The organism is Bacillus sp. FSL R5-0397 (genome assembly GCF_038593395.1).
In the GTDB taxonomy this organism is placed as follows: Bacteria; Bacillota; Bacilli; order Bacillales; family Bacillaceae; genus Bacillus; species Bacillus altitudinis.
The window spans coordinates 2,379,463-2,391,874 of record NZ_CP151992.1; the positions used below are offsets into that span (position 1 = coordinate 2,379,463).

At 42.7% G+C, this 12,412-nt stretch carries 10 protein-coding genes, 1 other RNA gene and 1 other annotated feature; of the genes, 2 read left to right on the forward strand and 9 right to left on the reverse strand.

The features are described 5' to 3' along the window. Positions 1-28 precede the first annotated feature (28 nt). Together NSQ70_RS12215 and NSQ70_RS12220 are read right to left on the reverse strand one after the other, a co-directional pair. Positions 29-1,171, reverse strand: coding sequence for a cysteine desulfurase family protein (locus tag NSQ70_RS12215; RefSeq protein WP_058336590.1), 1,143 nt, complete (start codon positions 1,169-1,171; stop codon positions 29-31). 18 nt (positions 1,172-1,189) lie between these two features. Beyond that, entirely contained in the window at positions 1,190-1,609 is a 420-nt protein-coding gene (locus tag NSQ70_RS12220) for an Rrf2 family transcriptional regulator (protein WP_008342713.1), read from the reverse strand. A 207-nt stretch (positions 1,610-1,816) separates the two neighbouring features. Between NSQ70_RS12220 and NSQ70_RS12225 the strand changes: the two genes are divergently transcribed. Further along, complete coding sequence (locus tag NSQ70_RS12225) at positions 1,817-3,082, forward strand: replication-associated recombination protein A (RefSeq protein ID WP_008342715.1); 1,266 nt, start codon at positions 1,817-1,819, stop codon at positions 3,080-3,082. 32 nt (positions 3,083-3,114) lie between these two features. Here NSQ70_RS12225 and NSQ70_RS12230 read toward each other — a convergent pair whose 3' ends face one another. The 5 genes from NSQ70_RS12230 to NSQ70_RS12250 form a co-directional block, all read right to left on the reverse strand. Further along, positions 3,115-3,879, reverse strand: a complete 765-nt coding sequence (locus NSQ70_RS12230) for a tRNA threonylcarbamoyladenosine dehydratase (RefSeq protein ID WP_008342718.1) — start codon at positions 3,877-3,879, stop codon at positions 3,115-3,117. Positions 3,880-3,971: 92 nt separating this feature from the next. Next, a non-coding RNA gene (ssrS, locus tag NSQ70_RS12235) (6S RNA) lies at positions 3,972-4,152 on the reverse strand. Positions 4,153-4,229: 77 nt separating this feature from the next. After that, the gene (gene aspS, locus NSQ70_RS12240) at positions 4,230-6,008 is read right to left on the reverse strand and encodes an aspartate--tRNA ligase (protein WP_026050119.1); all 1,779 of its coding nucleotides are present in this window, start codon (positions 6,006-6,008) and stop codon (positions 4,230-4,232) included. Positions 6,009-6,026: 18 nt separating this feature from the next. Continuing rightward, the gene (gene hisS, locus NSQ70_RS12245; RefSeq protein ID WP_024718378.1) at positions 6,027-7,301 is read right to left on the reverse strand and encodes a histidine--tRNA ligase; all 1,275 of its coding nucleotides are present in this window, start codon (positions 7,299-7,301) and stop codon (positions 6,027-6,029) included. Positions 7,302-7,374: 73 nt separating this feature from the next. Next, positions 7,375-7,614, reverse strand: a binding site (T-box leader). Between the two features lie 58 nt (positions 7,615-7,672). Next, positions 7,673-7,843, reverse strand: a complete 171-nt coding sequence (locus NSQ70_RS12250) for a YrzK family protein (RefSeq protein WP_003216250.1) — start codon at positions 7,841-7,843, stop codon at positions 7,673-7,675. Positions 7,844-7,980: 137 nt separating this feature from the next. Between NSQ70_RS12250 and NSQ70_RS12255 the strand changes: the two genes are divergently transcribed. Beyond that, complete coding sequence (locus NSQ70_RS12255; protein WP_007501478.1) at positions 7,981-9,561, forward strand: SH3 domain-containing protein; 1,581 nt, start codon at positions 7,981-7,983, stop codon at positions 9,559-9,561. A 97-nt stretch (positions 9,562-9,658) separates the two neighbouring features. Here NSQ70_RS12255 and dtd read toward each other — a convergent pair whose 3' ends face one another. Continuing rightward, positions 9,659-10,102, reverse strand: a complete 444-nt coding sequence (gene dtd / locus NSQ70_RS12260; RefSeq protein ID WP_017358114.1) for a D-aminoacyl-tRNA deacylase — start codon at positions 10,100-10,102, stop codon at positions 9,659-9,661. Positions 10,103-10,120: 18 nt separating this feature from the next. After that, the gene (locus NSQ70_RS12265) at positions 10,121-12,331 is read right to left on the reverse strand and encodes a bifunctional (p)ppGpp synthetase/guanosine-3',5'-bis(diphosphate) 3'-pyrophosphohydrolase (protein WP_008342726.1); all 2,211 of its coding nucleotides are present in this window, start codon (positions 12,329-12,331) and stop codon (positions 10,121-10,123) included. Positions 12,332-12,412 lie beyond the last annotated feature (81 nt).

The following is a 12,412-nucleotide window of genomic DNA, read 5'->3' on the forward strand; positions in this document are numbered from 1 at the left end:
TTTTTCACACACGAACAAAAGGGAGCATTTATTTGGCTAGGCGTTTCACGACAGCCGCTATCTTATGCGCCGCCTGCTTCACATGTTCCTCTTCATTTCCAAGACCGAAGCTTATTCTGACTGAGGATGTCAGCTCTTTTGCTTCTTCACCATACATGGCGCTTAATACGTGCGAAGGAAGGACAGATCCAGCCGTACATGCTGACCCGCTTGAAACAGCAATCCCTTCCATATCTAAGTTCACAAGTAACGATTCAATAGAAACGCCCGGGAAGTGAACATTTAAAATGTGCGGCAATGTCTCTTTCGGATGTCCATTGATAGAGAAATTGAGTGATTCCTCTTCGAATACTTGCAGCATCGCTTCTTTGAGCTTACCATAATGCACTGCTTTTTCTCTTCTATTTTGCTTTGTTAATTGAACTGCTTCTGCAAGTCCAATGATTCCCGCCACATTTTCAGTACCAGCACGGCGTTTTCTTTCTTGTTCTCCTCCGAATAACTGCGGTGAAAGTTTTACACGCTCATTGACGTATAAAAAGCCTGTTCCCATCGGGCCATTTAGTTTATGACCGGACGCAGATAAGAGGTCGATATGAAGTTCTGTGACATCAATTGATATTGTCCCAAATGCCTGTACAGCGTCTGTATGAAAATAAGCAGTGTGTTCGTGTAAAAGTTGACCAATTTCTTTAATTGGCTGGATCACACCCGTTTCATTATTGCCGTACATGATGGTCACAAGAATTGTATCGTCTCTTAGTGCTTGTTTTAATTGATCAAGATGAATCAATCCAGTGTGATCCACATCTAAATACGTCACATCAAAACCAAGCTTCTCTAAGCGTTCGCATGTATGCAGCACTGCATGATGCTCAGTTTTTGTTGTGATGATATGTTTTCCTTCATGCTGCCTTGCCATTGCCACACCTGTAATGGCCAAGTTGTCTGCCTCTGTTCCCCCGCTTGTGAGGATGATCTCCTGCGGCTTACAGTGTAATTCTCCTGCAATGACTTCCCTTGCTTCATCGAGCCACTTTCTTGCCTCGCGCCCATATGAATGAATACTAGAGGGATTGCCAAATATCTCTGTAAAGTAAGGCATCATCTTGTCCACAATCCGTTGATCCATCGGCGTTGTGGCTGCATGATCTAAATAGATACGTTCCATTTCCGGTACACCTCTGATCTAAATATAGAACATATACGCCTCTTGATCCTCGTCATCTTTATAGCTTGCCAAGTCTTCAAGAGTTGTATTGTCCAGTACGTCTTTTACTGCATCACGAATACGAATCCAAAGTGCACGCTTTGCTGGTTCTTCGTTTTCGATCACTTCAACAGGACTAATAGGTCCTTCTAATACACGAATAATATCACCGGCTGTAATCTCGTTTGGCTCATGGGCAAGCACATAGCCGCCATACGCTCCGCGGATACTTTTCACAAGACGTGCATTGCGAAGTGGTGATACAAGCTGCTCTAAATAATGCTCAGACAAATCATTGTTTTGAGCGATTGATTTTAATGATGTAGGGCCTTCGCCATGTTTTTTGGCTAATTCGATCATGATCGTCAGACCATATCTGCCTTTAGTAGAAATTTTCAAGTTAAACACCTCTGCGTTTTCTATTTCTATGTCATCAATTATTTTTCTGATTTCATATACGCTTATATAGACCAAAAGCAATTATATCATACTTTTAGCCAACTTTCATTTGCGGGTTCTGAGCTCAAAACGAGGACGCATCCCTTTTCTATTTGAAGAAATTTCGGTACTCTATACAAACAAGACATTGCTTTAGGAGAGATAATCATGAAACCTTTAGCGTATCGGATGCGCCCAAGTCATATTGGAGACATTATTGGGCAGGAGCATCTCGTTGGGGAAGGTCAAATTATTAGACGAATGGTCGAGGCGAAACATTTGTCCTCGATGATTTTATACGGACCGCCGGGAATCGGCAAAACATCCATTGCAACTGCAATCGCTGGCAGTACAAGCATTGCCTTCCGTACATTGAATGCGGTGATTCATAACAAAAAAGATATGGAAGCTGTCGCCGCTGAAGCGAAAATGAGTGGTCAGGTCATCTTGATTTTAGACGAAGTCCACAGACTCGATAAAGGGAAGCAGGATTTCCTTCTTCCGTATTTAGAAAATGGCATGATCATTTTAATTGGCGCGACAACAGCTAATCCGTATCATGCGATTAACCCAGCCATCCGCAGCCGGACACAAATATTTGAGCTGAAGCCGCTGGAAACAGAGCAAATTAAAGCTGCATTATCTCGAGCTTTACAGGATGAACATCGCGGGCTTGGCGGTTATTCGGTCAAAGTTGATGAGGAGGCAATGAATCATTTTGCAAATGGATGCGGAGGAGATGTGCGTTCCGCTTTAAATGCGCTTGAACTAGCCGTCTTATCGACAAAAGCGGATGAATCTGGACAGATCACGATCACTCTAGCTGCAGCAGAAGAATGTTTACAAAAAAAGAGCTTCTCGCATGATAAAAACGGTGATGCCCATTATGATGTCCTCTCGGCTTTTCAAAAATCCATTAGAGGATCTGACGCAGATGCTGCGCTTCATTACCTTGCAAGACTGATTGAAGCGGGAGATCTCGAAAGCATTTCGAGACGATTACTTGTGATGGCTTATGAAGATATTGGCCTAGCCAGTCCGCAGGCAGGGCCACGTGTGTTAAGCGCTGTTCAAACAGCTGAGAGAGTTGGTTTTCCAGAAGCACGAATTCCACTCGCTAATGCCGTGATTGAACTGTGTCTTTCTCCAAAGTCAAACTCCGCTTACCAAGCGATTGATGCGGCACTGCATGATATTCGCACGGGGAAAATTGGTGAAGTTCCCGTTCATTTAAAAGATGCCCACTATAAAGGAGCAGCAGCACTTGGAAGGGGCGCCGATTACTTATATCCGCACGATTATGAAAATGGCTGGGTGAAGCAGCAATATTTACCTGATCCGCTGAAAAACAAGCAATATTATGAACCAAAGCAAACTGGAAAATTTGAAGGTGCACTAAAGCAAGTGTATGAAAATTTAAGACGGCAAAAATAAAAAAAGCCCCCTGCTCTAAGCAGGCGGGCTGTTTATTTATCTTTCACACGTGTAATCGGAATGTCTTTTAACAGTTTCATAATGACATGACCACCCATGATCAGTCCAGCTACAGATGGAACAAACGCATTGGATGATGGCGGCATTTGTGCCTTACGAATTTTCGCTTCATCATTTCCAACTTCTTTCCTCACATCTTCACGAATGACAATCGGACTTTCATCAGAGAAAATAACTTCAATTCCCTTACGAATGCCTTCCTTCCGCAGGCGTGTTCTGACGACTTTCGCAATTGGGTCTGTATGTGTTTTCGAGATGTCATCAATTTTAAAACGTGTCGGATCTGTTTTATTTGCAGCACCCATACTCGAAATAATGTTCACATCGCGTTTCAGGCACTCTTTCATTAAATGAATTTTATAATGAATTGTATCTGATGCATCAATGACATAATCAAGTGGATACTCAAAGAATTGTTCATATGTTTCTTCTGTATAGAACATTTTGAGCGCAACAACTTCACATTCTGGGTTAATGTCAGCAATTCTTGCCTGCATTAAGTCAACTTTAGGCTGCCCAACCGTTGATAGCAAAGCTGGCAGCTGCCTATTTACATTTGTAATATCAATATCATCTTTATCAACAAGAACAATACGGCCAACACCTGAACGAGCAAGGGCTTCTACTGCAAAAGAACCTACGCCGCCTACTCCAAGCACTGCAACTGTACTGTTTTTTAATATATTTAAGCCTTCCTTGCCAATGGCAAGCTCGTTTCTTGAAAACTGATGTAACAAGTGCCTCACTCCACCTTTATTTAAAATGAATCGAAAGAATCATATCATATTCAGCGTTCTCCGTCATCCTTCTCAAATAGAAAAAAACACAAAAAAGTCCCGATCACGCCGCCAGCTTTTCCTTCGTTTTGAACCCCGCACCATGCAGGTGGGTGCTTTCTTCCTCACTTTATAAGTCCTCAGAAGAGGCATTTATGCAGAAAGGAAAGGCAAGCTCCCGTAGAAAAAAATGTTCGGTCAAAACTAGGTAACCACCGTACGTATCAGGACTTTATTTATTGGTTGATAAAAGCATATCATAGGCATGTCCCTTTTTCAAGCGTTTACATGCCTATAAACATGCGCCTATTTTACTGTTTTACTTTTGTTTTAATAGCCAAACTCAGTTCATCTAGCTGCGCTGCGCTTACAGTGCCAGGAGCATCTGTGAGAACACAGCTTGCACTTGCCGTTTTCGGGAACGCAATGGTATCTCTTAGGTTAGATCGGCCGGCAAGCAGCATCACTAAGCGGTCAAGTCCAAGCGCAATTCCGCCGTGCGGAGGCACACCATGCTCAAATGCATCAAGAAGGAAGCCGAACTGATCGTACGCTTCTTCTTTAGAAAAGCCAAGTAAACCAAACATTTTCTCTTGAATGTCCTTTTCAAAAATACGAATAGAACCTCCGCCAAGCTCATAGCCGTTCAGCACAAGATCATACGCTTGAGCTTTCATATCTTCTGGACTTGTTTCAATTAATTCAAGATCATCCCGAACTGGCATTGTGAAAGGATGGTGGGCAGCATAGAAGCGGCCTTCTTCTTCATCTTTTTCAAGGAGCGGCCAGTCGACTACCCATAAGAAATTGAAGACAGACTCATCGATGAGTTTAAGCTCTTTGCCAAGTTTTAAACGAAGTGCGCCAAGCGCATCATGGACAACAGACGTCTTATCTGCAACAAAAAGTAAAAGGTCGCCTTCTTCAACTTGAAGCTGTTCTTTTAATTCTGCTTGTTTTGACTCATCAAAGAATTTAGCGATTGGTCCTTTTAACTCTGTCCCTTCAGCTTTTAGCCAAGCAAGACCTTTTGCACCATAGTTCGCTGCAAATGCACCAAGTGCATCGATGTCTTTTCTTGAGTAGTTTGCTGCAGCCCCTTTGACATTAATCGCTTTGACAGCTCCGCCATTGTTTACAGCACCGCTGAAGACTTTGAAATCTGAGTCTTTTACCGTGTCTGAAATGTTGACTAGCTTCATGTCAAATCGGGTATCTGGCTTGTCAGAACCATAGGAATTCATCGCTTCATCGTACGTCATACGAGGTAATGGCAATGTCAGGTCAACGCCTTTGACATCTTTCATCACCTTTGCCATCATCTCTTCAGCAAGCGTCATGATGTCTTCTTGGCTCATAAAGGACATTTCAATATCGACTTGTGTAAATTCCGGCTGACGGTCAGCACGCAAGTCTTCATCTCTAAAGCAGCGAGCGATTTGATAGTAGCGGTCCATCCCAGACACCATGAGCAATTGCTTAAATAATTGCGGAGACTGCGGCAGCGCATAGAATTCTCCTTCGTGTACACGGCTTGGCACAAGATAGTCACGCGCACCTTCTGGCGTACTTTTTGTTAAAATTGGCGTTTCAATGTCTAGAAAGCCGTGATCATCTAAGAAATGGCGGAATGCTTTTGTGACTTCATGTCGCATTTTCATCGTTTCAAACATCGCAGGACGGCGAAGATCTAGGTAGCGGTATTTTAAGCGCACATCTTCTGATACCTCATCTGCTTGATCAGAAATTACAAATGGAGGCGTCTTGGCTTCATTTAAAACAGTGACTGTGTCGACTTGAATTTCAATTTTGCCTGTTTTTAAATTTGGGTTGATCGTGGCTTCTTCTCTTGCGACCACTGTCCCTTTAATATCAAGGACATATTCATTCCGAATCGATTCTGCTGTCTCAAGAGCCTCTTTTGATTGGTCTGGATGAAAGACAACTTGCACAATGCCTGTACGATCACGCAGGTCAATAAAGATTAATCCGCCAAGGTCACGACGTTTTTGTACCCATCCTTTTAATACAACTGTTTGACCGATTTGGTCTTCTGTTACTTCTCCACAATAAAAAGTTCTACCAAACACAAACATTCCACTCCTTCTTTACGCTTTCTGGTGGGCTTTCATCATTTGAATCAGCTCATCAAGCTTCACTTCAATTTGTTCACCCGTTGTCGTATCTTTTACGTTTACAATTTGCTGCGCCAGCTCATCTTCACCAAGAACTGCAATAAACTTGGCTTTCAAGCGGTCTGCCGCTTTAAATTGTGCTTTTAGCTTTTTCGCTGTATAGTCCATTTCACTTGAAATGCCTTCTTTTCTTAGGCGATTCAATAAGCCAACAGCATAATCTTTTGCTTGATCTCCTAATGCCGCAATATATAAATCAATGCCGTCTTGAACAGGAAGCTCAATCTTCTCTGCATCAATCGCTGATAGGAAACGTTCAATACTCATCGCAAAGCCGATACCTGGTGATTCAGGACCGCCAATTCCTTCAACAAGTCCATCATAACGGCCGCCACCGGCTAATGTTGTGATCGCGCCAAAGCCTTCTGCATTACTCATAATCTCAAAGGCAGTGTGATTGTAATAATCAAGACCGCGCACTAAGTTCGGATCGACGACATATTCAATGCCTAGATCGGTTAAGTATTGTTTTACTTTTTCAAAATAAGTCCGTGATTCTTCATTTAAGTAATCTTGAATGGATGGTGCCGTTGCCATCAGTTCGTGATCGCGGTCCTTTTTACAATCAAGAATACGTAATGGATTTTGATGTAAACGAATTTGGCAGTCGTGACAGAATTCATCAATTCTTGGTTCAAAATGCTCGACAAGTGCTTGACGGTAATCTGCACGGCTTTCTTTGTCACCAAGGCTGTTAATGACGAGTTTTAAGTTGGAAAGACCTGCTTTCTCATACACACTCATCGCTAATGAAATGACCTCTGCATCAATGGCAGGATCTTTTGAACCGATCGCTTCAATTCCGAATTGATAAAATTGACGATATCTTCCCGTTTGTGGACGCTCATAGCGGAACATTGGTCCAATGTAGTACAGCTTTGTAGGCTGTGCAGGCTGTGCAAACAGTTTATTTTCAACATAAGAACGGACAGTCGAAGCTGTTCCTTCTGGGCGAAGTGTGATGCTACGTCCTTTTTTGTCTTCAAATGTGTACATCTCTTTTTGAACGATATCTGTTGACTCGCCTACTCCTCGTGCAAATAGTTCCGTATGCTCAAAAATCGGTGTGCGGATTTCTTTGTATTGAAAGGCTGCACATGTATCTCTCGCAATTTGTTCAACATACTGCCAGCGTTCTGATTCTCCCGGTAAAATATCCTGTGTGCCTCTTGGAATATTAAAACTCATTTTTCGTCCTCCTACGACCATCATTCATTTTTTATGTGGACATATAAAAAACCCCCGCCTCTACTATGTGTATAGTAGGGACGAGAGTTATACCCGTGGTGCCACCCTAGTTGGAACATGATCTAGCCATGTTCCCGCTCAAATCCTTAACGCAGATTCACGTTCTCCGCCTAATGACTCATTTTTTGAGTGTTCAGCAGGAAACCTACAGAGTGTTCTTTCGTGATAAATGCCATGCGGATTCGCTTTCAGCCTAAGGCGATTCCTCTCTGCTCACGCAATTTACCCTACTATTCTCTATCATCAGTTCCACATTTTAAATTTTCAAGTGTGTTGATTTATATTATAATAAGGTCGGTGCTGCCACTCTGTCAACCCTTGCCGTGTCTCTTTTTCTTTTCCAGCTCTTCTTTTGACGTGCATCCGTATTCAGATGCCGTTTCTTCAAGGAAGCCTGGTTGATCCATTTCGTCGTGCTGCCAGCGGTCGATATCACGATGTCCATTATATTGCACTCGTCCTAATTTTCTGCTTAATCTCATGTTTGTACATCCTTTTATCACATTTCTATCTAGTATAAACAGATTGATTCAATTTTATTAGGGAAACTGCAAGGAATTCATCCATTACATAACGAATTAACATTCATCGGTTTTACAAGGGAGGGGAAAACACCGTTTTGAATCTGAAAACACACCATCACATGATGTTGCTGCTCACCTGTTTTGTCCTCATTGCCAGCACTTGGCCAATGACACATGCGACGGCTCAAACAGATCAAGCTGTCGTTGCAACAGATGAAATCAATGTGCGAACCGGACCTGGTTTAAGCTACGGGATCGCAGCAGTTGTGAAACGAGGAGAAAGCTACCCGATTCTCACTGAACAAGGAGAATGGGTACAGATCGGGCTATCGAACGGACAAAAAGGCTGGGTCGTCTCATGGCTGATTACCAAGTCATCTGATGCACAAAAGCCTGCTAAGCAAAAGACGCAAGGTCAAAGTACGCAAGGAAGCAGTTCAATTACGTCAACAGCCTCTGACCTTCGCATTCGGACAGGCCCAGGGACTTCCTATCAAGTCATTGGCACTTTCCCGCAGGGCGCTTCCGCTAAAAAGCTGGACACAAGCGGCGAATGGACAAAAATATCGTACAAACAAGCGGAAGGCTGGGTCCACTCTGATTATATTTCTGGCGGACAAAACGCTTCTTCATCCAGTTCAGCTGAGCCCGCTCGTTCTAAACAGTCCGGCACAGTTGGCGTATCAAGCTTGAATGTTCGAAAATCGGCGGCACCAAACGCACAAGTGGCCGCTTCACTTTCCCGCAACACTCAAGTCACCATTTTACGGGAGCAAAATGGCTGGTATGAAATCGAAGCAAAAGGCGTTAAAGGCTGGGTTGCAAGTTATTATATTGTCTCAAACCAAGGAACAAGTGCAGCACCTGAAAAGAATTCATCCTCTTCGTCATCTCATCAGAAAGCGTACATCGTTTATGATGGAACGAATATTAGAAAAAGCGCTTCTACCTCTGCTGGAATTGCAGAAAGAGCAACAAAAGGAGCTGCTTATCAAATTGTTCGTACGCAAGGTGACTGGTACGAGGTGACATTATCAAACGGCGGAACAGGCTACGTGGCGAGCTGGGTCGTTCAAACAAAGAAAAATAGCAGCGAAGCACCAAGACCTCAGCAGGATTCATCGTCTGGCACTGGATCTTTAAAAGGCAAAACAATTGTTCTTGATCCTGGGCATGGCGGAAAAGACAGCGGCACGATCGGCGCAGACGGTGCATTTGAAAAAAATATCACGATCAAAACCGCTCATTTGCTGGCGGGTAAGTTAAGAGCTTCTGGAGCAAATGTCTATTTAACAAGAAGTGATGATACATTCATCAGCCTTCAATCGAGGGTTGCCACTTCACATTACCGAAATGCAGATGCATTTATTAGTCTTCATTATGATAGTTTTATGGACCCAAGTATCAGAGGGAGCACCGCATATTATTATCAGGCATCCAAAGATCAACGTCTGGCGACAAGCGTTCATACGGAAGTCGCAAAACGATCACAGATCCCTGATAAAGGAGTCAAATTTGGAGATTATTTTGTTTTAAGAGAAAACAAGCGCCCTTCCCTTTTATATGAACTCGGCTATTTAAGCAATCCTCAAGAAGAAGCGATCATTTATAGCGCCTCTTACCAAGAACGAGTGACAGAAGGAATGACAGAAGGATTAAAACAATATTTCCGATAGAAAAAAGAGGCCGCTGCGCCTCTTTTTTGTTTGATCGCAAAAGAAAAAGACTCTAAACAAACTCTCAGCAAGAGTTTATCTACAGTCTAATGTCTTTCTATTCTTTGCTGTCCATCAACATGGTGACAGGCCCCGAATTGGTCAATGAGACGTCCATCATCGCCCCAAAACGTCCAGTTTCAACATGGATGCCTTTTTCTCTAAGCGTTTCATTGAAGCATTCGTAAAGTGAATTCGCCATATCCGGTTTGGCAGCTTTCATAAAGTTCGGCCGTCTGCCTTTTCTCGTATCACCATAAAGGGTAAATTGAGACACAGACAGTACACTTCCTTTTACATCTAACAAAGAATGATTCATTTTCCCGTTTTCATCTTCAAAAATACGCAAGTGTGCGAGCTTTTCAGCTAAGTAATGCACATCTTCTTCTGTGTCTTCATGTGTAACCCCAACGAGCACCATATAGCCTTCATTGATGGCACCTGTGATCTCTTCTTCTACTTTCACAGATGCACTCGTCACACGCTGAACAACAAGCCTCATAGACGATATACTTCCTTTCTAATTCATAAATCGGCGAACTGAGTAAATGTCTTTAATTTGTTTGATGCGTTCGACCACTTTGTGCAAATGGTTAATATTTTGGATAAAGATCGCCATATGGATCGTCGCCACTTTGTTACGATCAGACTTACCAGAAACGGACGAGATGTTCGTTTTGGTTTCGTTGACTGCTTGAAGCACCTCATTAAGTAAGCCGCGTCTGTCATATCCTAATATTTCAATTTCCACATTGTATTCTTTACGGTTTCGAGCAGGCTGTTCATGCTCCCACTCAACCGGGATTAACCGTTCCTGCGCTTCTCCTGTCTTCACGTTCGGACAGTCATCACGGTGAACAGATACGCCACGGCCTTTTGTAATAAAGCCAACAATGCTATCACCAGGAACAGGATTACAACACTTAGATAAACGGACAAGCAAGTTATCAATGCCTTTCACTCGCACGCCAGCTTCCCGTTTTTTCCCGTGATATGGTTTTGACTCTACAGACACTTCTTGAACGGTTTTCTCTTGTTCTTCCTGATCTCTTTGTTTTCTTTCTTTTTCCGTTAAACGATTCGCCACTTGGAGTGCCGTAATTCCGTTATAACCAACGGCTGCATACATGTCCTCTTCATTTGAGAAATTAAATTTATCGGCCACTTTTTGCAGATTTTCAGCGGTCAAAATGTCTTTGACATCGAACTCAAGGTTTTTGATTTCTTTCTCCACAAGTTCTCGGCCTTTTTCGACATTTTCTTCACGGCGCTGTTTCTTGAAAAACTGTCTGATCTTGTGCTTCGCTTGGGAGGTTTGGGCAAGTTTGACCCAATCCTGGCTTGGTCCATAGCTATGCTTAGATGTCAGAATTTCAATAATGTCACCTGTTTTTAGCTTATGATCAAGTGTGACCATTTTACCGTTGACCTTAGCTCCGATTGTTTTATTCCCAATTTCCGAATGAATCCGGTATGAGAAATCAATTGGTACGGAACCAGACGGTAGCTCAATGACGTCACCTTTTGGTGTAAATACAAACACCATATCAGAGAAGAGATCGATTTTTAACGATTCCATAAATTCTTCCGCATCTGTGGATTCATTTTGGAATTCAAGGATTTCTCTAAACCAAGACAGCTTCTTCTGGAAAACGGCTTCTTCCGTCGATTCTGCTGACTCTTTGCCTTCTTTATACGCCCAGTGAGCCGCAATTCCGTATTCCGCAATTTCGTGCATTTCCACTGTACGAATCTGAACTTCAAGCGGGTCCCCTTTTGGACCAATCACCGTTGTATGAAGAGACTGATACATGTTCGGCTTTGGCATCGCAATATAATCCTTAAATCTGCCTGGCATCGGCTTCCAGCATGTATGAATAATACCAAGTACCGCATAGCAGTCTTTAATGCTGTCAACCAAAATACGTACAGCCAGCAAATCATATATTTCATTAAATTGCTTATTTTGCATGACCATTTTTCGATAAATACTATAAATATGTTTCGGTCTGCCGGAGAATTCAGCCTTAATGTTCACCTCAGACACGCGGTCTTTTACTTCATTGACAACCTCGTCCAAGTATTCCTCTCGTTCCGCTCGTTTGCGCTTCATGAGATTCACAATCCGGTAGTATTGCTGCGGATTTAAATAACGGAGGGCTGTATCTTCAAGCTCCCACTTAATCTTTGAAATCCCTAATCTGTGCGCAAGCGGTGCAAAGATCTCAAGGGTTTCATTTGAAATTCTTCGCTGCTTTTCCTGCGGAAGATGTTTGAGTGTTCTCATATTGTGAAGACGGTCTGCCAGCTTAATTAAGATGACGCGAATATCCTGCGCCATTGCAACAAACATTTTACGATGGTTTTCAGCCTGTTGTTCTTCTTGTGATTTATATTTAATCTTTCCGAGCTTTGTCACACCATCAACAAGCATGGCCACTTCTTCGTTAAAATGCTCTTTTAAATCTTCTAATGTCACATCCGTGTCTTCGACAACATCATGCAAGAAGCCGCCAGCAATGGTCGAAGGGTCCATTTCAAGATCAACAAGAATTCCCGCCACTTGAATAGGATGGATAATATAGGGCTCACCGGATTTCCGGTATTGCTCCTTGTGAGCATTTTCAGCATATTCGTATGCACGCTCTATAAATTGAATATGTTCAGCGGACAGGTATTCTCTTGCCTTATCAATGACCTGCTGCGCCGTTAAAACTTGTTCGTTCGCCATGGAATCACCTTTTTAAATGAAAACTGTATTGTAGTTTATTATCAAGAAAAATTCGATAGATGTAAAGAGAAGAAGTCCGCT

Excerpts from the sequence above, each read along its gene's own strand:
- NSQ70_RS12215 (WP_058336590.1), bottom strand. The coding sequence starts at position 1,171 with ATGGAACGTATCTATTTAGATCATGCAGCCACAACGCCGATGGATCAA.
- NSQ70_RS12225 (WP_008342715.1), top strand. The coding sequence starts at position 1,817 with ATGAAACCTTTAGCGTATCGGATGCGCCCAAGTCATATTGGAGACATT.
- hisS (WP_024718378.1), bottom strand. The coding sequence starts at position 7,301 with ATGAGTTTTAATATTCCAAGAGGCACACAGGATATTTTACCGGGAGAA.
- NSQ70_RS12250 (WP_003216250.1), bottom strand. The coding sequence starts at position 7,843 with ATGAGATTAAGCAGAAAATTAGGACGAGTGCAATATAATGGACATCGT.
- dtd (WP_017358114.1), bottom strand. The coding sequence starts at position 10,102 with ATGAGGCTTGTTGTTCAGCGTGTGACGAGTGCATCTGTGAAAGTAGAA.
- NSQ70_RS12265 (WP_008342726.1), bottom strand. The coding sequence starts at position 12,331 with ATGGCGAACGAACAAGTTTTAACGGCGCAGCAGGTCATTGATAAGGCA.